Origin of the sequence: Goodfellowiella coeruleoviolacea (genome assembly GCF_024171785.1) — a bacterium.
Taxonomy (GTDB): Bacteria; Actinomycetota; Actinomycetes; order Mycobacteriales; family Pseudonocardiaceae; genus Goodfellowiella; species Goodfellowiella coeruleoviolacea.
On sequence record NZ_JAMTCK010000001.1, the window covers coordinates 690,569 to 715,056 of the forward strand.

Annotated in this window: 25 protein-coding genes and 1 pseudogene; 10 read left to right on the plus strand and 16 right to left on the minus strand. The window is 73.8% G+C overall.

What is annotated here, in order from left to right:
* The first annotated feature begins 91 nt into the window (after positions 1-91).
* From LX83_RS02835 to LX83_RS37635, 3 genes are all read left to right on the plus strand, one after another.
* On the plus strand, positions 92-346 hold the full coding sequence (locus LX83_RS02835) for a hypothetical protein (protein ID WP_253766613.1): 255 nt from the start codon (positions 92-94) through the stop codon (positions 344-346).
* Positions 347-580: 234 nt separating this feature from the next.
* The gene (locus LX83_RS02840) at positions 581-1,789 is read left to right on the plus strand and encodes an FUSC family protein (protein WP_253766615.1); all 1,209 of its coding nucleotides are present in this window, start codon (positions 581-583) and stop codon (positions 1,787-1,789) included.
* 386 nt (positions 1,790-2,175) lie between these two features.
* Positions 2,176-2,757 carry an ANTAR domain-containing protein gene (locus LX83_RS37635; protein ID WP_301327413.1) on the plus strand — a complete coding sequence of 194 codons (582 nt, stop codon included), beginning with the start codon at positions 2,176-2,178 and terminating at the stop codon, positions 2,755-2,757.
* A gap of 40 nt (positions 2,758-2,797) precedes the next feature.
* Here the strand turns inward: LX83_RS37635 and LX83_RS02850 are convergent, their stop codons facing one another.
* The 4 genes from LX83_RS02850 to LX83_RS02865 form a co-directional block, all read right to left on the minus strand.
* A complete protein-coding gene (locus LX83_RS02850) occupies positions 2,798-3,496 on the minus strand; it encodes a UdgX family uracil-DNA binding protein (RefSeq protein WP_253766617.1) in 699 nt (232 codons plus the stop codon).
* Between the two features lie 39 nt (positions 3,497-3,535).
* A complete protein-coding gene (locus tag LX83_RS02855; protein WP_253766619.1) occupies positions 3,536-4,006 on the minus strand; it encodes a hypothetical protein in 471 nt (156 codons plus the stop codon).
* Between the two features lie 344 nt (positions 4,007-4,350).
* The gene (locus LX83_RS02860) at positions 4,351-4,836 is read right to left on the minus strand and encodes a hypothetical protein (protein ID WP_253766621.1); all 486 of its coding nucleotides are present in this window, start codon (positions 4,834-4,836) and stop codon (positions 4,351-4,353) included.
* Positions 4,833-5,822 carry an LLM class F420-dependent oxidoreductase gene (locus tag LX83_RS02865; protein ID WP_253766623.1) on the minus strand — a complete coding sequence of 330 codons (990 nt, stop codon included), beginning with the start codon at positions 5,820-5,822 and terminating at the stop codon, positions 4,833-4,835. Before LX83_RS02865 ends, LX83_RS02860 begins: the two co-directional genes overlap by 4 nt.
* A 161-nt stretch (positions 5,823-5,983) precedes the next feature.
* Here LX83_RS02865 and LX83_RS02870 point away from each other — a divergent pair, with 161 nt between their 5' ends.
* From LX83_RS02870 to LX83_RS02885, 4 genes are all read left to right on the plus strand, one after another.
* Entirely contained in the window at positions 5,984-6,331 is a 348-nt protein-coding gene (locus LX83_RS02870) for a hypothetical protein (protein WP_253766625.1), read from the plus strand.
* Positions 6,332-6,375: 44 nt separating this feature from the next.
* On the plus strand, positions 6,376-7,488 hold the full coding sequence (locus tag LX83_RS02875) for an Rv2629 family ribosome hibernation factor (protein WP_253766627.1): 1,113 nt from the start codon (positions 6,376-6,378) through the stop codon (positions 7,486-7,488).
* A 55-nt stretch (positions 7,489-7,543) separates the two neighbouring features.
* Positions 7,544-7,762 carry a hypothetical protein gene (locus LX83_RS02880; protein ID WP_253766629.1) on the plus strand — a complete coding sequence of 73 codons (219 nt, stop codon included), beginning with the start codon at positions 7,544-7,546 and terminating at the stop codon, positions 7,760-7,762.
* A 330-nt stretch (positions 7,763-8,092) separates the two neighbouring features.
* Positions 8,093-8,614: a hypothetical protein gene (locus tag LX83_RS02885; protein WP_253766631.1), complete on the plus strand. Its 522-nt coding sequence runs from the start codon at positions 8,093-8,095 to the stop codon at positions 8,612-8,614.
* Between the two features lie 396 nt (positions 8,615-9,010).
* On the opposite strand, the gene LX83_RS02890 is transcribed toward LX83_RS02885, so the two are convergent.
* Complete coding sequence (locus LX83_RS02890) at positions 9,011-9,862, minus strand: glycosyltransferase family 2 protein (RefSeq protein ID WP_253766633.1); 852 nt, start codon at positions 9,860-9,862, stop codon at positions 9,011-9,013.
* The gene (rfaE2, locus tag LX83_RS02895; protein ID WP_253766635.1) at positions 9,859-11,382 is read right to left on the minus strand and encodes a D-glycero-beta-D-manno-heptose 1-phosphate adenylyltransferase; all 1,524 of its coding nucleotides are present in this window, start codon (positions 11,380-11,382) and stop codon (positions 9,859-9,861) included. The genes LX83_RS02890 and rfaE2 (LX83_RS02895) overlap by 4 nt, the downstream gene beginning before the upstream one ends.
* A gap of 348 nt (positions 11,383-11,730) precedes the next feature.
* Between rfaE2 (LX83_RS02895) and LX83_RS02900 the strand changes: the two genes are divergently transcribed.
* Positions 11,731-12,282 carry an STAS domain-containing protein gene (locus tag LX83_RS02900; protein ID WP_253766637.1) on the plus strand — a complete coding sequence of 184 codons (552 nt, stop codon included), beginning with the start codon at positions 11,731-11,733 and terminating at the stop codon, positions 12,280-12,282.
* Between the two features lie 64 nt (positions 12,283-12,346).
* Here the strand turns inward: LX83_RS02900 and LX83_RS02905 are convergent, their stop codons facing one another.
* Positions 12,347-13,801: an aldehyde dehydrogenase family protein gene (locus tag LX83_RS02905; RefSeq protein WP_253766640.1), complete on the minus strand. Its 1,455-nt coding sequence runs from the start codon at positions 13,799-13,801 to the stop codon at positions 12,347-12,349.
* 189 nt (positions 13,802-13,990) lie between these two features.
* On the opposite strand from LX83_RS02905, the gene LX83_RS02910 reads away from it, so the two are divergent.
* Positions 13,991-15,220 carry a glycosyltransferase family 9 protein gene (locus LX83_RS02910; RefSeq protein ID WP_253766642.1) on the plus strand — a complete coding sequence of 410 codons (1,230 nt, stop codon included), beginning with the start codon at positions 13,991-13,993 and terminating at the stop codon, positions 15,218-15,220.
* A 166-nt stretch (positions 15,221-15,386) separates the two neighbouring features.
* On the opposite strand, the gene LX83_RS02915 is transcribed toward LX83_RS02910, so the two are convergent.
* The 9 genes from LX83_RS02915 to LX83_RS02955 form a co-directional block, all read right to left on the minus strand.
* Positions 15,387-16,133 (minus strand): SDR family oxidoreductase, encoded by a 747-nt coding sequence (locus tag LX83_RS02915; protein ID WP_253766643.1) that lies wholly within the window; start codon positions 16,131-16,133, stop codon positions 15,387-15,389.
* A 135-nt stretch (positions 16,134-16,268) separates the two neighbouring features.
* On the minus strand, positions 16,269-17,660 hold the full coding sequence (gene rfaE2 / locus LX83_RS02920) for a D-glycero-beta-D-manno-heptose 1-phosphate adenylyltransferase (protein WP_253766645.1): 1,392 nt from the start codon (positions 17,658-17,660) through the stop codon (positions 16,269-16,271).
* A complete protein-coding gene (locus LX83_RS02925) occupies positions 17,657-18,262 on the minus strand; it encodes a D-sedoheptulose-7-phosphate isomerase (protein WP_308203904.1) in 606 nt (201 codons plus the stop codon). Before LX83_RS02925 ends, rfaE2 (LX83_RS02920) begins: the two co-directional genes overlap by 4 nt.
* A gap of 47 nt (positions 18,263-18,309) precedes the next feature.
* Positions 18,310-19,554: a glycosyltransferase gene (locus LX83_RS02930; RefSeq protein WP_253766647.1), complete on the minus strand. Its 1,245-nt coding sequence runs from the start codon at positions 19,552-19,554 to the stop codon at positions 18,310-18,312.
* A 44-nt stretch (positions 19,555-19,598) separates the two neighbouring features.
* Positions 19,599-20,561, minus strand: a complete 963-nt coding sequence (locus LX83_RS02935; protein ID WP_253766990.1) for a glycosyltransferase — start codon at positions 20,559-20,561, stop codon at positions 19,599-19,601.
* A gap of 89 nt (positions 20,562-20,650) precedes the next feature.
* Positions 20,651-21,703 (minus strand): glycosyltransferase family 9 protein, encoded by a 1,053-nt coding sequence (locus LX83_RS02940; RefSeq protein ID WP_253766649.1) that lies wholly within the window; start codon positions 21,701-21,703, stop codon positions 20,651-20,653.
* The gene (locus LX83_RS02945; protein ID WP_253766651.1) at positions 21,703-22,248 is read right to left on the minus strand and encodes a D-glycero-alpha-D-manno-heptose-1,7-bisphosphate 7-phosphatase; all 546 of its coding nucleotides are present in this window, start codon (positions 22,246-22,248) and stop codon (positions 21,703-21,705) included. The genes LX83_RS02940 and LX83_RS02945 overlap by 1 nt, the downstream gene beginning before the upstream one ends.
* 194 nt (positions 22,249-22,442) lie before the next feature.
* A complete protein-coding gene (locus LX83_RS02950) occupies positions 22,443-22,856 on the minus strand; it encodes an ATP-binding protein (protein WP_253766653.1) in 414 nt (137 codons plus the stop codon).
* 113 nt (positions 22,857-22,969) lie between these two features.
* Entirely contained in the window at positions 22,970-23,461 is a 492-nt protein-coding gene (locus tag LX83_RS02955; RefSeq protein WP_253766655.1) for a DUF4383 domain-containing protein, read from the minus strand.
* Between the two features lie 253 nt (positions 23,462-23,714).
* Between LX83_RS02955 and LX83_RS02960 the strand changes: the two are divergent.
* Positions 23,715-24,173, plus strand: a pseudogene (locus LX83_RS02960) (SRPBCC family protein); the annotation flags it as partial.
* Between the last annotated feature and the right edge of the window lie 315 nt (positions 24,174-24,488).

Sequence of the window (24,488 nt, forward strand, 5' to 3'; positions counted from 1 at the left end):
CGCCACCACCCACTTCCGCACTCGCTCGACGGCCGATCGGTACCGCGCTCGATCGGCGACCGATCAGCGGAGGCCACGTACGGTGGGGGTCATGGGATCGTTTGGCGCGTTGTTCCCCGGCAACAAGCTGCGCAAGGAGAACCAGGAGACCAAGGGCACCGGCCAGGGCTTCCAGCCGGGCCCGCTCGACCTGGACTCCGGCGTGGTCTACCTGGCTCCGCGGCCCACCGGCGCCGAGCAGCCCACTGACGCCGAGGAGCCCATTGACGCCGAGGATCCGGCCGAGGCGGCACCGACAGCTGAGGCGGCACCGGCGGCGGAGCTGCGGCCCGAGTCGGTGGACTGAGCCACCCCGTGCGGTGCGGCCAGCCGCACACCCCAGAAACTTCGATTGACACTGAAATTATTAGATCAACTAACGGTTTCTGCGCCGCCCGCCCTGGGTAGCAGCACCGGTGACGCGGTCGGCGAGTGCGGCCCAGCCTCCCGAGGCACCCAGCCTCCCGAAGCACTCCGCCCCGGTCCGATGGCCCCGGCCAGGCACCCCGACCCCGTCCAGACCCGCCCACCGACCCAGGGGGTGCCCATTTCCGACCAGGCACACAGATCCGCGCCGCACCGGCAGCGGATCCGCGATCACCTCAGCACCGCGGTTACCGCGGCACCGCGCTGGTTGGCCACGGCCGTGCGCCGGCCCGGCCCCGAGCGGCGGTACCTGGTGCAGGCGGTCAAGTCGGCGGTGGCCGCACTGGTCGCGTGGCTGATCGCGGACCGCTGGCTGCACCTGCCCCAACCGTTCCTCGCCCCGTACTCGGCGGTGTTCCTGGTCCACTGGACCGTCTACCGCTCGGTGACCAACTCCGTGCAGCAGATCGCCGCGGTCGCGGCGGGCGTGGTGCTGGCCGCCGCGGCCCAGCACCTGCTGCCCGACCAACTGCTCGCACTCGTGGTGGCCGTGCTGGTGGGCACCCTGCTCGGCCGGTGGCGCCGGTTCGGTGACAACGGCTCCTGGGTGGCGCTCACCGCGGTCCTGCTGCTGACCTGGGGCACCGCCACCCAGGAGGTGCTGCTGCTGGACCGCCTGCAGGAGACGGCGCTGGGCGCGGCCGTGGGCGTCGCGGTCAACGCGCTGGTGCTGCCGCCGGTCTACCTCGACCACGTGCGGCAGTCCCTGCAGGAGTTGGCCGACCAGGTGGCGGACCTGCTGCGCCAGGCCGCCGACGCGGTCGGCGGGCACATCAGCGAGGAGCGGGTGGCCGCACTGGTGCACGGCAGTCGGCGGGTGGACGGCCTGGTGCGCGCGGCCGACCAGGCGCTGGGCTGGGGCTGGGAGGGCAACCGGTGGAACTTCCGCCAGGGCCGGCCGCACCAGCGCAGCATGACCCGCTACGACCACGCCCTGGCCACGCTGCGGGCCGCCGGCCCGCACCTGCACGAGGCGAGCATCGCACTGGGCAGCCTGGCCCGGGGTGAGCTGCCCACCGTCCGGCCGGACCCGGCCTGGACGGCCGCGTACGCGCGGCTGCTCACCGGTCTGGCCGACGCGGTCGAACAACTGCCCAGCGCTGCCCGGGGCGACGAGCACGACCTGCACGACCTGCTGGCCACCAGCCAGGAGCGGTTGACCCGGCTGAGTCGGCTGCGGTCCCAGCGGCCCGAGTCGGCCACGGCGCGCAGCACCCTGCTGCTGCCGGCCCGGCGGCTGCTGGACGAGCTGCGCCACTCCGGGGTGGGCGCCGCCACCGCACCGGACGACGACGTGGGCGGGGATTCGCGCCAGGCCTGCTGAGGCGGTCCGACAGGACGGTGGTGGGGCCGCTGCCAGGCGAGATCACCCCGAGTTGTACCCGCTCCGTGCGGATCTTTACAGTTGCGCGTTAGCGGTTGAGCAAGCAGCCGCAACACGCTGGGTCGGTCGGTCGTGTTCCGCTCCGACCACACACTCCCGGATGTGGGAAGCACGGCCGCGTGTTGCCTGGCCAGCAGCCCTCCAGCTGCGGTGCCCGCTCCCGCTGCCCTGGCTCGCTCCTCACATCCATCTTCACGTGAGAGGAGCCGCAGTGCATCAGGTTGCCCTGAATCGGACGACGCACCGCCGGTGCCCGGATGAGCTGACGATCGTCGCCACACCGTGCTGACTCGGCACAGACCCAGGCACGGCAGTTCGAGAATCGGATGGATGACAAGGTGCTGACAACGGGCAGTGGGGACGGCTCACCGCCGGAGGAGTTGCGCGGTCGGGTCGCTCGTCTGGAAGCCGAACTGGCCGGGCTGCGCCGCGCCATGCGCACCAGGGCCAGGATCGAACAGGCCATGGGTGTGCTGACGGTCCTGCACCAGTGCTCGCCAGACACCGCGTTTCGGCTCCTGGTCCGGCTTTCCCAGCAACACAACACCAAGCTGCACCACGTCGCGCAGCTGATCGTCCAACTGGCCGGGGAGCACTCCACCGCCGGGCACACCGACCGGCTGCTGGAGCGGCTGTCCAGCGCGGAACCGCCCAGGGCCGCGGCACGGGCCGGTGCCGCGGAGCCCCAGCCCCGGCTCACCGCCGATCCCGCGCTCATCGCGGCGGCACACCAGCTGGTGGACGCCTACGGCCCGGCCTCCACCCCCGGGGCGAGTTCGCCCACCGTGCGCCAGGCGCTGGTCGCGCTGTACCAGCTGCTGGTGGACCGGGGCTGGATTCCGCCCTACGAGGTGTTGCACGACATGGGCGAACCGGCCGCCGACGAACAGCGCGAAGCGTCCGGCTGACCACCGGCGCGGCCGGCCGGCCGACCCCGCGCCACTCGGGTCACGGTCGCCGTCGTGGCCGCAGTGCGGCGGCCACCGCGCGCAGGTCGGCGCGGAAGGCCTGGTACGCGTCGTCGCGGTCGGGGTCACGCAGCACCGACGACGGGTGCACCGTCGCCGTCACCCTCGGGGTGGGTGCCGTGTCGTCCGCGTCCGCCCAGCGCAGTCGCTGCGGCAGCGCGACGAGTTCACCCCGGTGCTGGGTCACCCGGAAGGAGGAACCTAGGACCGCCTGCGCCGCGGTGGCGCCCAGACAGACCACCAGTTCGGGGCGGATCTCGCGCAGTTCGGCCAGCAGCCAGGGTTGGCAGGCCAGCACCTCGCCCCGGCTGGGCCGCTTGTGGATGCGCCGCTTGCCCCGCTCGGCGCGCTCGAACTTGAAGTGCTTGACCGCGTTGGTCAGGTACACCTCGGCCCGGTCGATGCCGGCCTCGGCGAGCGCGCGGTCGAGCAGCCGCCCGGCCGGGCCGACGAACGGCTGGCCGCGCCGGTCCTCCTGGTCACCGGGTTGCTCGCCGACCAGCAGCACCCGGGCGTCCGCCGGCCCGGCCCCGAACACCGCCTGGGTGCTGCCCTGGTAGAGCGGGCAGCCGCGACAGGCCTGCACGGCCGCGCGCAGCTCGGCCAGATCGGCGTGCTCCGGCACGTACGGCTCGGCACCCGCCGCCGTCCGGGTGGCGGTGCCGGAGTGCGCGCTCACCGCGAGTCACCCCGGTCCGGCCGGGTGGTCCGGCGCGACTCACCTGGCCGAGGCATCGTGCAGCCACTCCGGGGTGGGGACGCCGGCCTGCTCGCAGGAGTCGTACAGGTCCGCGGTCCACAGCAGCGCGTGCACCAGTACCGTCATGGCGGCCACCGGGTCCTTCTCCCGGAAGGTCAGATCCAACTGGTACTCGGCGTCCTCGGGGCTTCCGTTGAGCTGGGCGAGCAGCGCCCGCACCGCCGCGCGCAGCGGCGGGTCCAGTTCGTCGATGGGCACGACGTTGTCCGCGTCGCCCCGGATCTCAACCCGGAACGCTGTCTCTTCGGGGTCACCGCCCGCGCCGGCGGAGAGCATCCGCGCGCTCGCGCTGGTCAGTTCGGCCAGCACGGTGCGCAGCACGAACTTCCCGGCCTCGGGGCCGTTCACCAGTTCGGCCAACGCCAGCGCCGCGCCGTCGGTGTCCCCGTGGCGGGCCAGGTCGATCAGGTGCCGTGTGGTACCCCGCACCCAGCGCTCGCATCCGTCAGCAGCCATACGTCAGTCATCCCTGCCTGTCGTCGGAACCAGCCAGCTCGTCCCCGTCGGCGCAAGTCGCTCTCGACGTTCCAGTCGCTCCAGGCGGCCAGCTCTGCTATGACTACGTGTTGCCCACTCGATGGGCACGGAAACCTTGCGCTCGGAATTGGCTTCCAGCCACTTCGCGCGGGAGCGTGCCGCTCCTCGGCGCCGTTGTTCCCGCTTCTCCGGTCCGATGCGGACACTGCAGGCCCCGCCGTCGGCACGGGTGTCCGGCGGCGGGGCCAGTGGGCCGGTGTCCGCTGTGGTCGGCTGCGCTGGGCGGGCTGGTCGCCTCACTCGGGTTCGTCCGGGGTGCGCGCGGCCTCGGCCACTGATCCCCCCTCGTCCGCGGCCTGACCGCGCCGGATCGCCTCGTCGTTCGCCCGCTCCGGTGGGACGTCCAGCAGGCTGGGGTCCACATCGGTCACGTCGGCGACGTCCTCAACGGACGCGGCGGAGTCCACCGGCTCGTCGAGTTCGTCCGCGCCGCTGGTCTCGTCCGGCGGTTCGGGCGGCGCCGTCACCTCGGGCTCCTCCTCGGCCAACCGCTGCTCCAGGCTCTCCCGGTGGCTCTGCTCGTAGTCGGTGGTGCCGTAGCGCTGCGCCTCCGACCACCGCTCCGGCGGGTCCAGCCCCTCCTCCAGCGGGTCCAGCCGCAGCCGGTCCTCGTCCAGGTCCTCGGCGCTGTTGAGCGCGGCCGGGTCGCGTTCGACCTGGTCGGGCAGGCCGGTGTCCTGGGGCGGCGTGATGGGGACGTCCGTGTCGTCGTTGCTGCTCATCGTCGTGCTCCCTGCGCTCCCGCCAGGACGGGTTCGGGCAGGTTCGGCCGCAGCCGCTCGGCCCAGAACCGGAAGAACTCGTCCTGGTGGGGACCGATCTGTTGGAGGTAGATCTCGTCGTAGCCGGCGTCCAGGTACTGCCGGATGGTCGTCACGTACTTGTCCGGGTCGGGGCCGCACGGCACGGCCGAGCCGATCATCTCGGGCGTGACCAGGCTGGACGCCTGCTCGAAGTGCTGCGGGGTGGGCAGGGTCTGCGCCAGCTCACCCGGCAGCTGCTCGTTGGGCCAGAGCTGGTGGGCCAGGCGCACCCCCTCCTCCTCGGTGGGCGCGTGGCAGACCTTGAAGCCGGCCTGGGCCGGCCGGTCCCCGCCGCCCGCCTCCCGGAAGGTGCGCACCAGGCTGCGGGAGGGCATCACCGAGATGTAGCCGTCGCCGATGCGCCCGGCCAGGGTGGCCGACTTCCGGCCGAAGCCGGAGACGTAGATGGGCACCGGTTCGGGGGGCAGGGTGTAGATCCGGGCGTTCTCCACGGTGTAGTGCTCGCCGCGGTAGTCGACCTCGTCGCCGCGGTGCAGCGCGCGGATGACCTCCACGGCCTCTTCGAGCATGGCCAGCCGCACCCGGATGGGTGGCCACCGGTCACCGAAGATGTGTTCGTTCAGCGCCTCGCCGCTGCCCACGCCGAGCACGAACCGCCCGTCCAGCTGCACCGAGGCGGTGGCCGCGGCCTGGGCGATCACCGCAGGGTGGATGCGCATGGTCGGGCAGGTGACGGCGGTGGTCAGCGGCAGGCTGGTCGCCTCGGACAACGCGCCGATGACCGACCAGACGAACGGCGACTGGCCCTGTCTGTCGTTCCAGGGGTGGAAGTGGTCGGAGATCCACAGGCGTTCGAAGCCGGCCTGCTCGGCCATCTTGGCCTGGCGCACCAGTTCGCGGGGTCCGAACTCCTCACAGGACAAGAAATAACCGAAGCTCACCATGCGTACCTGACTACCCGCGCGCGCCTCGGGCAAACCGGTTCGCCGCGCGCCCGCCAGGGCGACCCGACACCTGCCGATGATCACCGAGAGTAACGATTGACCAGTGGTTTTCCGGGGTACTTAAGGGCCGAAGCACCCGTAGCGGATACGGAGGACCACCGGTGGCGAACCCACAGCACACGGACGGCGGCAAGAACACCAAGCCGGTTGCTGGCAAGTCCCGTCGACCCAGCATCACCCTGTCCACGGTTGATCACCTGACCATCCGGCAGTGGGCCGAGCGGCGCGACGCGGCCCCGGCCACGCTCTCCGGGGGCGACCACGGTCCCCACGTTCGGGTGTTGCGGTTCGACTTTCCCGGCAACGTCAGCGAACAGCTCGACCCGATCTCCTGGAAACGCTGGCTGGACGCGTTCGACCGGCACAACCTGGAGTTCGTCTACCAGGAGCCCGCCGAGGAGGAGCCGAACAACTTCTTCACGCTGCGCAGGCGGGTCGAGAACCGGTAATTCGTCGGCCGGTGGCCTGGCCAGCGGCACTAGGAGGATTTGTCGTGGACACAACGCCCCTGCGGCACGTGGTCGAGGCTGACGGGCCGTTCGTGTCGGTGTATTTCGACAGCTCGCACAACACCGAGGACGCCGAGGAGCGCATCGCGCTGGAATGGCGCTCACTGCGTGAGGAATTGGCCAACCAAGGCGCTTCAACGGCAATTCTCGACGCCTTGCAGACCGAACTCGAGGAGGCCGGGCCGGATGTCGGCCGCGCCGGCCGAGCCCTGATCGGCGCGGGTGACCGGGTGCTGCTGCACGAGCGGCTGCCCGTGCCGCCCCCGACCCGGGTGGCGCGCTACTCGCCAGCGCCCTACCTGCTGCCACTGGTCCGGCTGAGCAACCAGGGGGTGCCCCACGTGGTCGTGGTGGTCGACCGGGTCGGCGCGGAACTGCTCGCCGTGGACCGCGACGGCGAGACCGTGACCGAGGCCAGCGTGTCCGGCCGCGAGCACCCCGTGCACAAGGTGCGGGGCGGTGGCTGGGCGCACCGCCGGATGCAGCAGCACGCCGAGAACGTCGTCAAGCACAACATCGAGGAGGTGGCCGAGGAGACCGACCGACTGGTGCGGCGCCTGGACGCCCCGCTGCTGGTGCTCGCCGGCGAGGTGCGGGCCCGGTCAGAACTGCACGACGCGCTGCCGACGCACTGCCGCTCGGTCGCGGTCGAGGTGGAGGTCGGCCAGCGGGCCGCCGGCGGCGATCCGGACGCGCTGGACAACACCGTGGACGAGTTGGTCAACCGGCACCGCCACCTCCAGCAGCAGGAGGTGATCGACCGGTTCCGCACCGAACTGGAACGCCCCGGCGGCCAGGCCGTCGAGGGGCTGGACGGGGTGACCACCGCCCTGCGCGAGGCCAACGCCGAGGTGCTGCTGATCGGTGACCTGACGCTGAACGAGCAGACCACCTGGGTCGGCTCGGACCCCGCCCAGGTGTCCATCAACGAGGAGGCGCTGCGGTTCGTGGGCAGCACGACGACCAGCCGACAGCGGGCTGACGAGGCGGTGCCGAAGGCGGCCGTGGTGACCGGCTGCGACCTGCTGGTGGGTGACGAGCAGACCCCGGTCGGCCACCTGCGCGACAACGTGGGTGTCCTGCTCCGCCACCTGTAGCCGCGCCCCGGCCGTCCCGGGGCGCACACCGGTGCACAACCGGGAGGAGTGATCCATGCAACGGGAAAGCGACCAACACAACCCCCGAGAGGACGACCAGCTCAAGCACGAACTCCAGGGCACCCTGCGCGGCAACCGCTCCAGCCGCATCGAGGAGTGGCGCGACCCGGAACCCCCGGCCGACGACGACCCCGACGTTCCGCACGCCAGCCCGCCGCCCCGGCGGGAGCCGCACCACCGCGCGACCGGCCAGCCGGCCGGCGACCAGGAGTAGCCAGGAGCCGCACTGCCCGGCGGCTCGGTCGAAAGGCGGCGCTTCGGCGCCGCCTTTCCCATTCTCCGGTACGCGCGGCCGAGTTCATCGGACACACCATCCCCGGTGTTACCGGGTTGACGAAAAGGTAATCCCCGGTGCGCCGTTCGGCCGACACTCTTTCCGGTTACCGCCGCACAACAGCGGCCGACGCGGACCGACCGCGAAAAAATCCGACCGGAGCGACAACCTCACGGCGCCACGAGACGTCTTCCTGGACAACTGGTCACTGGTTCGGACCCGATCCGATCCACCTGCCCGGTGAGACTTCGAACACCAGGGGGATATCCGATGAAGAAGGCGTTGACACGAATGCTGCTGCCGTTGTTGACAATGCTGCTGGGGCTGGGGCTGACCACGGCGCCGGCGCAGGCGGTGCCAGGGCTGCTGGTGGTGGAGCCCCGCGTGCTCGGGCCGGACGGCTACCGGGCGCTCACCCTGGGCATGCCCGAGGCCGCCGCGGTGGCCACCGGGCTGCTCACCGGCAAGGAGAACTACGGCGGCTCGTGCAACTACTACTACTTCGTGCCCAGCGTCGGCAGCATGCCCAGAGCCAGCGGCGTGCTCATCTCGCCGAGCAAGGGGGTCACCGCCATCGGCGCGACCTCGAAGATGCGCACGCCGGAGGGAATCCGCCGGGACCACTCCAGCCTGAGCGACCTGCGGGCCGCCTACCCCGAACTGACCAGGGACAGCGTGCTGGACTTCGTCTACCGGACCCCGGTGCCCGGCAACCCGGCGGCGAGCTACCGGTTCGTCATCGTCGACGGCCTGGTGTCGGATTTCGGCCTGGACAGCGGCGCAAGCTGTTGACGTCCCCCTTTGCCTGACGTCCGCCTTTTCGCCCGATGTCCCCTTTTTCGCCCGACGTCCCCCTTTTCGTCGGCAACGAATTCCGGTCGGCACCAACGGCAGTGCGCCGCCGACCCGAGACGGGCGCGCCGCGACTTTGTCGGCGCGCCCACCGCGGTAATCCACGACAACAGGGGCGGCGTATTTTGCCGCACACCGCGCCGACAATTCTCCCGGGCCCGCGCACACCGTCCGCGAATCGTCACGAACAGCACATCGAACAATCACGTGGGGCGGATTGTGGGTGCCGGCGCACGCGGACCGGACTGCGCACCGCGACCGGACGAGTGCACCACGACCACTTTCGACACGGGACAAGCGCGGCCGGGGAAAACCGGCGCGATTTCCCGGCCGGGGCTACACCGGCAGCACCCGGGTGACCTCGGTCTCCCGGTTGACCACCGTGGTGGGCGCCTCCAGGTGCACCGCGCCGCTGGGCAGGATGCCCGCTCCCCCGTACTTGGCCATCACCCGCCACTGGGCCAGCACGTCCTCACCCGCGTGTTCCTCGGGCAGTTCCGCCCAGAAGCCGAACCCGCCGGCCCGCACCAGGGCCTGCCGGTCGTAGAGCACGCACCCGCCCACCCACGCGATCTTGTAGGCCCGCCACTCGCCGGGAGCCAGGTTCAGCCGCTCGGCCAGGTGGGTCGGGTTGGCCGCGTTGTGCAGGGTCATCCGCTGCCAGGCCGGTGAGTCCACCGACAGCACCTCCGGCTCGGGCCGGCCGGTCCACTCCTCGTAGGGCACCAGCTCGTGCGGACGGACATCGTCCAGATAGGACAGTCCCTGGACAGCCATGCCGACCAGCCCGCACCCCAGTTCACCGATGGCCCGGTGCATCGTGGCCAGCGCGTCCGGCTCCAGCCACACGTCGTCGTCCAGGAACAGCACGTGCTCGGCCCGGGCCCGGCCGAGCAGGAAGTGCCGCTGCTCGGCCAGCCCGCGCCGGGGCAGGTGCCGCAGGAACTCCACGGGCCGGCCCTGGTGGCGCAGGACCCTGGCCATGGTCTCGGCCGCCGGCGTCGCGTAGCTCGGCTGGCCGTCGGACTGGTCGCTGACCACCACGCGGAACGCCGGCCCCCGCTGGCCGGCCAGCCCGGCCAGGGTGGTCGCCAGCTCCACCGGCCGGCCCCGCGTCGGCACCAGCACGTCGATCTCGGTCGTCCGGTCTCGGTGTGGGTGTCGGTCGGCGGGGTCCGGCCGGCTCATCGGGTCCTCCCCGGGGTCGCGGCCGCGGGGGTGGTGCGGATCCGGTCGATCACCGCCGAGGTCGAGTGGTCGGGCACGTAGTCGAGGATGCGCACCTCGCCGCCGAACTCCCGGACCACCGGTGTCTCCGGCAGCATCTCGGGGGTGTAGTCGCCGCCCTTGGCGTAGACGTCCGGCCGCAGCCGCCGCAGCAGGTCGACCGGGGTGTCCTCGTCGAACACGGTCACGTGGTCCACGCAGCTGAGCGCGGCCAGCACCGCGGCCCGGTCGGCGGCCGTGTTCACCGGGCGGTCCGGCCCCTTGAGCCGGGCCACGCTGGTGTCGTCGTTGACCGCCACCACCAGCACGTCGCCGAGCTGCTTGGCCTGGTTGAGGTAGGCCACGTGGCCCCGGTGCAGCACGTCGAAGCAGCCGTTGGTGAACACGATGCGCCGGCCGGCCGTGCGGTGCTCGGCGACCAGGTCGGCCAGCTGCCCGTGTGCGACGGGGGCGTCCCGGTAGCTGCCCAGCCGGTGGGCGAGCTGCTCGGTGTCGCACACGGCCGTGCCAGGGCGGTGCACCACCACGTCCGCGGCGGCCTGCGCGAGTTCCACCGAGGTGGTCAGGGGCAGGCCGGTGCCGGCGGCCACGGTCAGCGCGGCGACGAACGTGTCGCCGGCCCCGGCGGTGTGGTGGTCCGGGACGGGACGCGCCCAGGTGCGGTGGGTCGGGTGGTCCCGGCTGAGCAGGGCCGCGCCGTCCCGGTCCAGGGTGACCACCACGGTGCTGGCGCCGGTGGCGGCGAACAGGTCGTCGCGGTGACGCTCCAAAGTGGCCAGTCGCTGGGCGCTGTCCCCGCCGATCGCGGTGCCGAGCACGCTGGCGGCCTCCTCGGCGTTGGGCGTGACCACATCCGGTGCCAGCTCGGCCCAGTCACCCGGTTCGTGCGCGTCCACCACCAGCAGCGGCAGCCGCTCCCGCAACCGCCGCAACGCCGCGCGCACCGCACCGCCCAGCACGCCGGTGCCGTAGTCGCAGACCAGCACGGCGTCGCAGTCGGCGACGGCCTCCCGCAGCCGCCGCACCAGCTCGGCGGTGGCCGCCCGGTCCAGGGGCGGCTGGTCGACACCCTCGTCGAAGCGCAGCAGCACCTGGCCGCCCGCGCACACCCGGTACTTGGCCACGGTGGCGCGTGCCGGGTGGACCACGGTGCCCGTGGTGTCCACATCGGCCTGTTCCGCCTCGCGCAGCAGCGATTCGCCGGGCGGGTCCGCGCCCACCGCCGAGACCAGTCGCACCCGCGCGCCCAGGGCGGCCAGGTTGGCGGCGGTGTTGGCGGCGCCACCGAGGGTGAAGCTGCGTTCGGTGATGTCCACCACCGGAGCCGGGGCTTCCCGGCACAGGCGTTGGCACCGGCCGGACAACCAGCCGTCCACAATGGCGTCACCCACCACCGCCACCCGCAGGTGCCGCCCGGCCAGTCGCCTCGGCAATTCGTCGGTCAGTCGCTGACCATCGTGTTCGATCGCCGGAACGGCCACGTTGGTCCTCCCTTGTCCGGGGCCCCCTGATCGGGGCGTTGCCGCGCTCCTGGTTCTGCCTTCCCGCTGGCGCCGGGAACAAACCGAGCAGTGCTGGTAACCGGCCCGCCGCACCCCCCTTCCTGGGGGCTTGTGCCCACTGGGTGTCGTCCGTACGGTGAGGAAGCAGCGGTTGAGCAGACAGCCGCACCGGGGAACGGCTGTTGGCCGGCACCCAGGTGAGCTTGCGCGTGGCGGGAGTCCACCTCTCCAGCCACGTCAGGCGCGAGTGCGGACTCCTTGCCTTCGCCCCGTCCACTGGCCCGCCATTCCTCGGCCCAAACTCAGGACAACCGTAGGGAGTAGGCCGTGCCAGTACGTGATGTGAACGTGCACTCCGCCTGGCGACACAACATGCCTCCGCCGGCCGGGGCACCGCACGCGGCCGGGCAGGCCACCGGCCCGGCGACCGACTACTCCGACTACGGTCCGCAGGCGGTGACCATCGACATCGCCCGCGATCCGCGGAACGTGGTCCTGGTTCGCGTCCGCGGAGACATCGACATGCTCGGCGCCCCGCCGCTGCGGGACTGCCTGGCCGAGCAACTGGAGGCCTGTTCCGGTCTGGTGGTCGACCTGGACGGGGTGACCTTCTTCGGGTCGTCGGGGTTGGCCGTGCTGGTGCACACCATGCACCACGCGGCCTGCCGAGGGGTGCCGTGGCGGGTGGTGGCGCGGAGCCGGCTGGTGACGCGGCCGCTCAACACGACCGGCCTGGACGAACAGCTCCCGATGTGCACCGATGTGGACGAGGCGCTGCGCGCGGTGGCCCCGACGTACGACGCGAAGCCGGACAGCAGCAGCAGCACGGTGTCCGTCAACGACGTGGTGCCCGACAGCACCGAGCCGCGGCAGGCCTGACCGCACGTGATCCAACGGCGCGGTTCCCCGTGTGGCCGACGCCGGCACCGATGCTGTCACCGCCTCAGCCCAGCACCGGCTGGCCCAGGTGGACCACCTTGGTGGTGGTCATCTCGTCCAGCAGTTCGGGTCCGTAGCCGAATCCGGTGCCACTGGCCGCCCTCGGCTGGGCCGCCCCACCCGGCGCGCCACCGAACACCGCGTTGACCTTGACCGTGCCCACGGGCAGTTCCCGCCAGGCGCGTTGGGCGTGGCGCAGCGAACCGGTGAGCACGGTCGCGGCCAGCCCGTAGCGGTCGGCGGCGGCTTCGGTCATCGCCTGGTCGAAGCTGTCCACCACCCGGACCGGCGCCACCGGCCCGAACGTCTCCTCGCGCAGCACCCGCATGTCCGGTCGGCAGTCGGCCAGCACCGTCGCCGGGTAGTAGGCGCCAGGACCGTCCGGCACCACCCCGCCCGCGCACCGCGCCGCACCCGAGGTCAACGCCTCGGCCACCTGGCTGTGCACGTGGTCCCGGTGCGCCCGGTCCACCAGCGGCGCGAGCCGCCGCCCCGGGTGTCCGTCCGGGCCCGCGGTGCGCCGGTCGGCCTCGGCGGTCAGCGCCCGCAGGAACGGCTGGGCGAGCCCGCGGTGCACGTAGACCCGTTCCACCGCGGTGCAGATCTGCCCCACGTTGGCGAACGCGCCGAGCGCGGCCTGCTGGGCGGCCCACTCCGGGTCGACGTCCGCGTCCACCACCAGCGGGTCGTTGCCGCCGTTCTCCAGCAGCGCCTTGGCACCGGTGCGCGCGGTGGCCGCCGCGATGGCGCGGCCGGTGGCCGTGCTGCCCACGTGCGCGACCACGTCCACGTCCGGGTGGCCGGCCAGCCGCGCTCCGGTCCGCCCCCGACCGACCAGGTGGTTGAGCACCCCCTCGGGCAGGTGTTCGACCAGCACGTGGTGGAGCAGCAGGCCCAGGTGGGGACAGCGCTCGCTGGGCTTGTGCACCACGGTGTTGCCGGTCACCAGTGCCGCGCCCAGCAGCCCGCAGGCCACCGCGACCGGGTCGTTCCACGGGGTGAGGGCGACCACCACGCCGCGCGGCTCGGGCACCATCAGGTCGGTGGCCGCCCACTCCCCCAGCAGGCTGCGGCCCCGGTGCACCGGCCCCAGCTGGGCGTACTGGTCCAGGGTGTCGGCGCCGGCCAGGACGCCGGCCTCGGCCTCCTCGGTGGGGCGGCCGGTCTCCCGGGTGTTCACCTCGGCCAGTTCGCGGCTGCGGCGGCGCAGCGCGGCGGCCATGTCCGCCAGCGCGGCACCCCGCTGCGCCGCCGGGGTGCGGGCCCAGCCCGCCTCGGCGGCCCTGGCGGTGCGCACGGCCTGGTCGGTCTGCTCGGGTGTGGCCACGGGCAGGCGGCCGACCAGCTCCCCGGTGGCGGGGTCGGTCACCTCGATCAGGTCCGGCTCACCGCTGATCGGCGACGGCTGCGGGGCGAGCGCGCCCAGGGGCCGGGTGGGCGGGGTGGACAGGTCCGTCATGGCACCTCCATCGCGGGCGGAGCGTTGTCGGCGCCGGGTTACCCGGTTCTGCCCGGACCAACCGCGCCGGAACAACCGCGCGGTCGACCGGCCCCGGCGTGCCACCCGCGGACCTGGATCGCGCCGGTGGCGGAACCGTTTCGCGGCCAGGCCCCCGGGAATCCCGTAGCAGGAGGTGCTCACGTGCTCATGGACCAGTCACACCCCGCCCCACCCGCCGTGGACGGCGCACGCCCGGGTGACGCGCTGCGGATCGGGCCGCTCGCCGGACCGCTGCCCAACGTTCGACGGATCGCGGTGCTGCGCGGTGGTGGCCTCGGTGACCTGCTGTTCACCCTGCCGGCGCTGCAGTCCCTGCGGGACGCCTACCCGGACGCCACGCTCACCCTGCTCGGCACCCCGGAACACGCCCGCCTGCTGGCCGACCGGCCCAGTCCGGTGCACGAGGTGCTGGTGCTGCCCCCGGCCAGGGGCGTGTACGAGCCGGCCGGCGGCCCGCCGCACGCGGACAGCGACCAGGAGGCCGCCCGCAGCCAGCAGCGCTTCTTCGACCAGGCGCGCCACCGGGAGTTCGACCTGGCCGTGCAGTTGCACGGCGGCGGACGCTGGTCCAACCCGTTCCTGCGCCGGCTCGGCGCGCGCTGGACCGTCGGCCCCCGCACACCCGACGCGGCCACCCTGGACCGGTGGCTGCCCTACCGGCTGTACCAGCACGAGGTGCTGCGCGGGCTGGAGGTGGTCGGCCTGGCCGGGGCGCCCCCCACCCAGCTGTGCCCCCGGCTGGCCGTGACCGCGCAGGACCTCAGCGAGGCGGACGAGGCACTGCACGAGCTGCCCCGCCCGCTGCTGGTGATCCACCCGGGTGCCAGCGACCCGCGCCGCCGCTGGCCGGCCGAGAACTTCGCCGCCGTCGCGGTGGCCGCGGCCGACCGGGGCGGCGGGGTCGCGGTCGTCGGCGGCGGTGCCGAGGCGGGCCTGGTGGAGCAGGTGGTGCGGCGGGCCAGGGACCAGCTGCCGGCCGACCGGCGCTTCGCGGTGCGCTCGCTGGCCGGTGTGCTCAGCCCGTCCGGGCTGGTGGGCGTGCTCACCAGGGGCAACGTGCTGCTGGCCAACGACAGCGGCCCCCGCCACCTGGCCGACGCCGTGGGCACCCCCACCACGGCGATCTTCTGGATGGGCAACGCCATCAACGCGGCACCGTTCGGCCGGGCCAGGCACCGCGTGCACCTGTCGTGGACGGCGGCCTGCCCGGTGTGCGGGGCCAACTGCACCGACCCGAACGGCCGCCGCTGCGAGCACGACGTGTCGTTCGTGGCCGACGTGCCCCTCGCCGCCGTCCTCGACGACGTCGCCGAACTGCTCACCGCCACCGAACGCCCCACCACCCAGCTGACCGCCCTGGACGGCGTGCCCCGCTGAACCCGCACCGATCTCGGGGCGGTGCCCCTGCCCGGTCCGGGCAGGGGCACCAGCGGCGAGTGGGCGGCGAGTCCCCGATCGCCCCGCTCCACCCCGCCTGATCACCCGAACGGGCCTGCGTGAGATGTCAACTCGGGGGGTTTGCAAAGTCGACTCGCGGGTGGGGTCAGGGCCAGGAGGGTTCCTCCTCGTGGCAGATCACCAGTTCGCGCAGTTCGCAGCCGGCGGGTTGGCGGAGGGCGAAGACCACGGCGTCGGCCACGTGGCCGGGCGGGTTGAGCTTGTCCAGGGTGGCCGGCCGGTACTGCTCGGGGCGGTCGTCGAAGAAGTGGGTGCGCATGCCGCCGGGGATCAGCAGGGTGACCCCGACCTGGCCGGCGGTCTCCGCGGCCAGGGCGCGGGTGAAGCCGACCACGCCGAACTTGGCGGCGCAGTAGGCGGTGGCGTCGCTGACCGCGCGCACGCCGAGGGTGGACGCCACGGTGACCACCCGGCCGTGCGAGCGGGTCAGGTGCGGCAGGGCGGCGCGGACCACGGCGGCGGTGCCCAGCAGGTTGACCGCGACCACGGTCTCCCACTCGGTGGCCGGGACCTCGGCCAGGGTGCCGCAGCGGTCGATGCCGGCGGCGGTGACCACGCCGGTGAGTCCGCCGTGCCGCTCGGCCAGGTCGGTGACGGCCTGTTCGGCCGCGCGGGTGTCGGCCAGGTCGACCGGGGCGAAGTCGGTGACCAGGTCGGCGATCTCGTGCGGTGGGGCGGCCTTGTCGAGGACGAGGGCCCGGCCGCCGTTGTCGTGCACGGCGCGGACCACGGCCGCGCCCAGCCCGGACGCGCCGCCGGACACCAGCACCGTGCCCAGTCCGCCCGGCCCCGGCCGGCTGGTCGAGTCGTGGCCGCTGGTCGTGTTGGTCATGGAGGCTCCCTGGAAGATACGTCTGGACAGGACCGTCCGGAAAGGACTGTCTGGAAAGAACCGTCTGCTAAGAACTGTCTGGAAAGGACTGTGCGTGACGGGGAGGACGGGGAACGGGAGGACGACCGGGGGCGGTCAGCCGACCTTGGCGAGCACGGTGGCCAGGCGGCTGGTGGACCGGCCCGGGTGGTAGGGCACGACCACGGCCTGACCGCCCCAGCCGCGGACCAGTCGGGCCTCGGGCAGCGAGTCGACCGAGTAGTCGCCGCCCTTGACCCACAGGTCGGGCCGCAGCTCGCTGAGCACGGTGTGCGGGGTGTCCTGGTCGAAGACCACGACCGCGTCCACGCACCGCAGCGACCGCAGCAGCTCCACCCGGTCCGCCTCGGTGGTGATCGGCCGGTCCGGTCCCTTGAGCCGGCGCACCGACCGGTCGGAGTTGACGCACACCACCAGGCAGTCGCCCAGGGCCCGGGCCGCCGCCAGGGTGCGCGCGTGGCCGGCGTGCAGCAGGTCGAAGCAGCCGCCGGTGGCCACCACCGTGCCGCCGGCCGCCCTCGTCTCGGCCACCACCCGCCTGGCCTGGGCGAGACCGTCGCCGGCCGGCTGGTCCAGCTGGTCGGGGTGGCCGGCGCGGCGGCGGCCCGGCCGGAACCCGGCGGCGCCGCCCTGGCCCAGGAACCGGGAGGCGGCGGTGACCGCGGCGCGGACCGCCTCGTCCGCGGCGGCTCCGCCGGCCAGGTGCTGGGTGGCGGTGGCGGCGAACTGGTCACCGGCGCCGCAGGGGTCGGTGACCGCGGTGGCCGGCGCGGGCACGACCACCGGCACGCCGCCCTGTTCCAGCAGGGCGCCCCGGCCGCCCAGGGTGACGCTCACCGCGCGCACCCGCCACCGCTCGCGCAGCCGCTTGGCGGCCTGCTCGGCGCCGGCCAGGCCGGCCGCGCGCACCCCGCTGGCCTGCTGGGCCTCGGCGAGGTTGGGCGTGACCAGCCGGGCGTTGGGCACCGGGGTGGCGCCCCTGGGGTGCGGGTCCCACACCACCGGCACCCGGGTGGCCATGCCGGCCAGCAGCTCCCACAGGCGCCGGTCCGCGGTCACGCCTCGGCCGTAGTCGGAGACCAGCACGGCGTCGGCGCCGCGCACCGCGTCGAGCATCTCGTCGCTGACCCGCACGCCCGACCCGTCCACCGGCCGGGCCGAGCCCCGGTCGATGCGGGCCAGCGACTGCCCGGCGCAGCGCAGCCTGATCTTGGCCGGGGTCGGCCCGGTCAGCGTTCCGGCCACTGTGGACAGACCGGTGAGGCTGGACCGCAGCTGCCGGCCGTCCTCGTCGTCGGCCAGCGCGGTGACCAGGCACACCGACGCGCCGTCCGCGGCGGCCAGGCTGGCGGCCAGCCCGGCGCCGCCGGGCCGGGAGTGCTGTTCGGCCACGTCGAGCACGGGCGCGGGGGCGTCCGGGCACAGCCGGTTCGCCTCCCCGACCAGGTCCACGTCCAGCAGGGTGTCACCCACCACGACCAGGTTCACGAGGCCCTCCTTCCCAGCACCCGGCCCTCCCGAGCAGGCGCCTGACCGTCCCGGTTGGACAGACTGGCCTCGAAGGCGACGCACAGCGCGTGCACCGCGACCAGGTGTGCCTCCTGCACCGAGGAACCACTGCCCGGCAGGCACACCGCGTCGTCGGCGACCGAGGCGAGCGGGTTGGGGCCGGGACCGGTCAGCGCCCACACGGTGGCGCCGGCGGTGCGCCCGGCCCTGGCCGCGGTGAGCAGGTTGCGGCTGCGGCCACTGGTCGACAGCAGCAGCAGCACGTCCTGCGGCCGGGCGTGCGCGGCCACCTGCCTGGCGAACACCTCGTCGTAGCCGTAGTCGTTGCCGATGGCGGTGAGGCTGGAGGTCTCCGCGTGCAGGGCGATCGCCGAGTAGGCCGGGCGGTCGTCCTCGAAGCGGCCCACCAGTTCCGCGGTCAGGTGTTGTGCCTCGGCGGCCGAGCCCCCGTTGCCCGCCGCCAGCAGCCGCGCGCCCGCGGGCAGCCGCTGCGCCAGCACGTCGGCCCACCGGGTCAGCCGGGCCGACTCGGCGCGCAGCGCGGTCAGGGTGGCCGACAGCGCGTCCACGTGCGAGCGCACCGGTTCGCCGGGGCGCGGGTCGCGGTCGAGGTCCCGGTAGGTCTGGGTCACCACGACCCACCCCCGGCCTGTCCGGCGCGGCCGGCCTGCCGGCGCAGCGCCCCGGCCCGCTGGTACACCCCGAGGGTGTCCAGGCCGATCCGCTCCCAGGAGTAGCGCGACCGGCACCGGTCGCTGCCGGCGACGCCGAACGCCTGGCGGCGGGCCGGGTCGGCGAGCAGCGTGCACAGCGCCCTGGTGAGGGCCTCGGGCTGGCGCGGCGGCACGTGCAGGCCGGTGACGCCGTCCACCACGGTGTCGGTCAGGCCGCCGACCGCGGCGGCGACCACGGGCACCCCGCAGGCCATGGCCTCCAGCGGCACGATCCCGAACGGCTCGTACCAGGGGGCGCACACCACCACGTCGGCCGAGCGCAGCAGCGCGGGCATCTGGTCCCGGGACACCGGTCCGAGCAGGTGCACCCGGTCGCCGACGCCCGCGTTCTCGGCGTGCGCCACCAGCCGGCGCGCCTCCGGGTCCTCGCCGAGCCGCCCGCGTTCCGGGCCGCCCGCGATCAGCAGTTCGGCGTCGGGCACCCCGCGCAGGGCGGTGATCACCGTGTCGAAGCCCTTGCGCGGCACCAGCCGGCCGACCGTGACGATCCGGTGCTGGTGGCGGCCGACGCCGGGCGGGGCCTGCCAGACCGGGCCGTCCGGGGTGAACCGCTCCAGGTCGACGCCGCTGGGCACCACCGAGATCCTGGCCCGGGGCACGCCCATCCTGGCCAGCTCGAAGACCTCGTCGGAGCAGGTGGCGGCGACCCGGGTGGCCTGCTTGCCGATCAGCCGCTCGGTCTGGATGCGCTCCGGCGGGCTGGTGTCCTCGTCGCCCTGGTGCCGGCGCTTGACCGCGCCCAGCGCGTGGAAGGTCTGCACCACGGGCACGTCCACCTCGCGGGTGGCCAGGATCGAGGCCAGGCCGGACATCCAGAAGTGGGCGTGCACCACGCCGGGCCGCTGCCGCTGCCAGTCGCCGACCAGCCACTGGGCGAACTCGCCCATGTGCGGGGCCAGCTCGTCCTTGGGCAGCGCCTCGGGCGGGCCGGCCGGCACGTGCACCACCTCGAAGCCGCGCTCGGTCCACACCCGCTCGGGCAGGTCCGGATCGTCGCGCCGGGTGTAGACGGTCACCTCGTGGTTGCGTGCTGCCAAGGCGGCGGACAGCTCCGCGACATGGACGTTCTGCCCACCGGCGTCCACCCCACCGAGCGGGGCCAGCGGGCTGGCGTGCTCGGACACCATCGCGATCCTCATCCCCATCACCTCCTGGTTCGTGTCCAGATCCGTTCGCCGCCTCGTCACGGCAGTACCTGGGTGAGCAGTCGGTCCCAGTTGGCCAGGAACGCCGGCAGCCCGTAGCGGGCCAGCGCGGCCTGCCTGGCGTGCTTGCCCATGCGGTGGGCCAGTTCGGGTTCGGCGATCAGCTCCCGCACGGCGGTGACCAGCCGCCGGGGGTCGGTGGCCAGCACGCCGGCCTCCGGCGGGACGGCCACGCCCGCCTCGGTGGTGGCCAGGGCGACCACGGGCATGCCCAGGTGCATGGCCTCGATCAGGGACAGCCCCAGCGAGGTCCACCGCACCGGGTGCAGGTACACGCGGCGGCGGGCCAGTTCGGCGTGCAGCCGCTCGGTGGGCAGGTCCCCGACCGGGGTCAGCGCGGCCCGGTCCAGGCCGAGCCGCTCGTTGAGGCCGGCCAGGCCCATGCCGAACACGTCCACCGGGGCGATGGAGGCGAAGCGGGGCAGCAGGTCGGTTCCGGTGACCCGCCAGCGGCGCACCGGTTCGTTGACCACCACGCCGGTCCTGGCCAGTTCCCCGGTGTAGCGGTGGCCGGGGTCGACGACGCCGTGCTCGACCACGGTGGTCGGGGCCCGGCCGCAGTCCCAGATCAGCTCGTTGAAGTGGGTGACGTGGGCGATGGGCACCTCGGTCTGGTCGGCCAGCGGGTGGCGGGTGTTGGGCACGTCCCCCTTGGGGGTGTTGTGCTCCACGTACACGGCCGGCACGTCGCGGCCGGGTCGCCGGCCCAGCCAGCGGGTGGCCAGGTCCAGTTCCTCGGGGCGCTGCAGCACCACCACGTCCACGTCGGTGTCGGCCAGCTCGGCCACGGGCACCTCGCGGACCCGGTCCGGCCAGGCCCGGCCGAGCCGCCCGGCGCCCCACGGCCCGCCCTCGGGCAGGGTGGGCAGCAGGTAGTGGTGGCGGCCCTGCACGAACGAGGTGGTCCAGGAGCCGTGCACGTGCCAGAGCAGCACCCGCAGCCGTGGGCCGGTCCCGGTTCGGGAGTCCCCGGTTCGGGAGCCCCCGGTTCGGGAGTCCTCCGTTCGGGGGTCGTCCCGGGGGTCGTCGCTCACCTGCTCGCGCACACGCTCACCTCCGCCAGCCGCTCGACCGCGGGCACCACGTCCCGCGCGGTCACCGAATCCAGGCACGGGTGGCCGGGCACCGGGCAGACGCGGGCGCGGCTGTCCCGGCAGGGCGCGTCCTGCTCGCCCAGCAGCTCGTGCGGCACCCGGTAGGGCGCCCACCTGCTGGCCGGCACCACCGGCGCGAACAGGGAGACCACCGGCGTGCCGACCGCGGCGGCCAGGTGGGCGGGCCCGGTGTTGCCGACCACCACGGCGCTGGCCGTGGCCAGCACCCCGGCGAGCTGGGCGAAGCTGGTGCGCCCGCCGAGGTCGATCCCGTCGCCGCCGGCCACCCGGGCGGTGAGGTCCCGCTCGGCGGGGCCGCCGGTCACCACCACCCGGTGGCCGCGCCGCGCCAGCTCACTCACCAGCTGCGCGCAGCGGTGCGGGGACCACGCCCTGGCCGGCACGGACGCGCCCGGGTGCACGACCACGTGGCCGCCGGGGCCGACCAGGTCGCGCACGTCGGGCACGTCCCGGACGGCCAACCGGCCGTCGTCGCCGGCCGGCAGGGCCAGTCCGGCCGCCGCGGCCACCAGCAGGGCCCGCTCCGGCTCGGGCAGGTCGTCGTCGAAGTCCACGCCGGGCCGCAGCCGGACGTCCAGCAGCGAGCCGGCGTAGTCGGTGGAGATGGCCACGATCCTGGGCACCCCGGCCCGGCGCAGCAGCAGCGCGGTGGGCAGCGCCGACTGGTGGAACGAGGTCAGCACGAGGGCCAGCGAGGCGTGCTCGGCCGCGACCCGCTCGACCAGCCAGTCGGTGTGCTCGCGGGTGGTCGGGGGCGGTTCCGGGTCGATCCAGGGGCAGCGCCACTCGATCACCCGGTCCACGCCGGGCAGCAGCTCGGCGGCCTGCCGGCCGGCCGGACCGACCAGCAGCGTCACCCGGGTGGGCCGGTCGGGCCAGCCCGCGGCGGCGGCCCGGACGGCGGGGCCGGCCAACAGCACGTCGCCGTCGCTGTCCGGGCGGACCACCAGCACGCGTGTGGTGGTCATCAGCACACCACCCGGCCCAGCACCAGTCCGAGTGCGGCGCGCAGGTCGGGGGCGGTCAGCGGGGCCCTGGCCACCTCGGCGGGGTCGGTGACCGGGGTGGGCACCAGCACGGCGCGGGCACCCGCCGCCCGGGCGGCGCGCACGTCGCTCTCGATGTCGCCGATCAGCCAGGTGTCGGCCGGGTCGACGCGCAACGCGGCGCAGGCGGCGCGGACCAGGCCGGGTGCGGGCTTGCGACAGCCGCACCCCTCGTCGCGGCCGTGCGGGCAGACCTGCCAGGTGTCGAACGGCCCCAGCAGCTCCTCGACCCTGGCGTTGACCTGGTGGACCTGGTTCAGGGTGAGCAGGCCGGCGGCCACGCCGGACTGGTTGCTGACCACGCCGGTGCGCACGCCCAGTGCGCGCAGCTCGGTCAGGACCTCGGCGGCGCCGGCGACGGGGCGGACCAGATCGGGGTCACCGTTGTACGGCACGTCCTCGACCAGCGTGCCGTCCCGGTCGAACAGGACGGCCGCGGGCTGGCCATCAGCGGTACTTCTCGCCATGGCCGTGGTGTACGCAAAGTAGGAGCAGGTAAACGCAATCGAGAAAACTACTACTCTGTGTAGTCGATTGCCTTCGCCCGTTCGCCCTCCGGTCACCCGATGGTCGGCCGCCAGCCGGCTGCGTCATTGTGCGGCGTGCGCACGGCCAGGCGGGCCAGTCCGGGTGCTGGGGCCGACGCCGGCCGGGCCGCCGGTCAGGTCGGCGCGGGCGCCAGGGCGTCGGGCCCGACACGGAGCGTGACGGTGGTGCCGCTGCTGGTGCCGCTGACCCCCAGGTCGTCCACGCAGCCGCGCATGATCAGCATGCCCCGGCCCCGGTCGGGCAGGCCGCCGCTCGGCTGGCGCCAGTGACCGTGGTCGATGACGTCGACCTGGATCCAGCGGTCCGCGCACAGGGCCGCGCGCAGCCGGACCACGCCGGTGCCGGCGCCGGCGTAGGCGTGCTCGACCGCGTTGGTGGCGGCCTCGTTCATGGCGAGCACCAGGTCCCGGCCGGCCTGGTCGGCCACGCCCACGGTGCGCAACCAGCCGCCCAGTCGGGCGCGCAGCTCGCGCAGCGCCACGGGTTCGGCCGGTAACTCCAGTTCCAGTGGCTCGGGTGGGGTCACGACAGCTCCGGGGTTCGGGTCGGGGCCGGTTCCGGTGATCTGACCGTCTGGTCGCGCTGGCCGCGCGGCTGGTGCGGTGGCGGCACCGTCGGCGCGCGCGTACCCGGTGCCGCTCACCGGTGCCCCGGCGCGCTCTGCGGACCGGCGAAGCCAGGGCGCGCGTTCGCCGTGCGGGTTGGGCCGGACCGCAGCGCGAGCACCCCGATGGCCAGCCCGGCCACCGCGGTGACCAGGTGCAGCCAGTTGTCCGGCCAGTTCAGGTTGAGCGGGTCCCCGGTGACCCCGGTGCTGGCCAGCAGGGTCACCGTGCCGTAGCAGAACAGCACGAAGAAGACCACCAGGACGGCCCACCCGTAGAACTGGGTGCCGTTCCCGGTCCGCTGCCAGGCGGCCAGCAGCCCGAGCACGCCCACCACCGCGTGCACGATGTTCTGCAGCGTGCTGACATCGAAGATGAGCACCTGGTGCGCGGTGCTCTGGGTGAACTCGCCGGTGCCGGTCAGCGCGAACCCGGCCACCGCGAGCACGAGGTAGACCACGCCCACCACGGCCGCCAGCAGCCGGGCCGCGGTGCGCCGACGCGTCACCTGGGTGTGCTGCGTCATCGAAAACTCCAATCCCACTTCGGCGGGGGCTTTCGGACGCGCTCAGCGGTCACAGCCCCCTGTCAACCGGGAAGAACCAACCCGCGAACTACGCACCGGTGAAATGTGCCCATCGGGGTTTCCATCCCTATCCGGGACAAACCGCAAACCAGCAACACGTGTGAAAACTCGACGCGAGGGGTAGTGCAGGGGGTGAGTCGACATCCACCGACGACGGGTCGCTCAACGCGGCGACGAGTGAGGAGGGCACGTCGTGACAACCATCCAGAAGTCGATCGATGTGCACGAGCCGGTCCGGACCGTCTACAACCAGTGGACCCAGTTCGAGACCTTCCCGCAGTTCATGGAGGGCGTGGACCGGATCACCCAGATCAGCGACACGCGGACCCACTGGAAGACCAGCATCGGCGGGGTGACCAGGGAGTTCGACGCCGAGATCACCGAGCAGCACCCGGACGAGCGGGTGGCCTGGCACACCGTGGAGGGCCCGTCGCAGCGCGGCGTGGTGACCTTCCACCGGCTGGACAACGAGAACTCGCGGGTCACCCTGCAGATGGAGTACGAGCCGGAGACGCTGACCGAGAAGGCCGGCGCCGCCCTGGGCGTGGTCGAGCACCGGGTGGCCGGCGACCTGCGCCGGTTCAAGGAGTTCATCGAGCACCGCGGCCAGGCCACCGGCGCGTGGCGCGGCGAGGTGCCCCGGCCGGGGCAGGCCGGCGAGCAGCCGAGCACCGGCGAGCCCAGGGCCGACCGGGGTGGCGTGACCGGCCAGAGCGTCCCGCCCACCGGCGAGGGCGGCCCGGGACAGCACCGGGGCCCGGCAGCCGGCCAGGCCGGTTCAGCGGTCTGATCCGTCGGCCCCGCCGGTGCCGGCCCGGGCCGGTGCCGCCCGGGCCGGCACCCCTCCGGTCGGCTGCCGGCCGGGGCTGCCGCAGCGCGGGTCCACCGCGGTGCGGGCGCCGCCACCACCGGGCGAACGACCAACACCAGCACTAGCGTGGACGTGGCAAGCCGCCAGTGGTCCGCG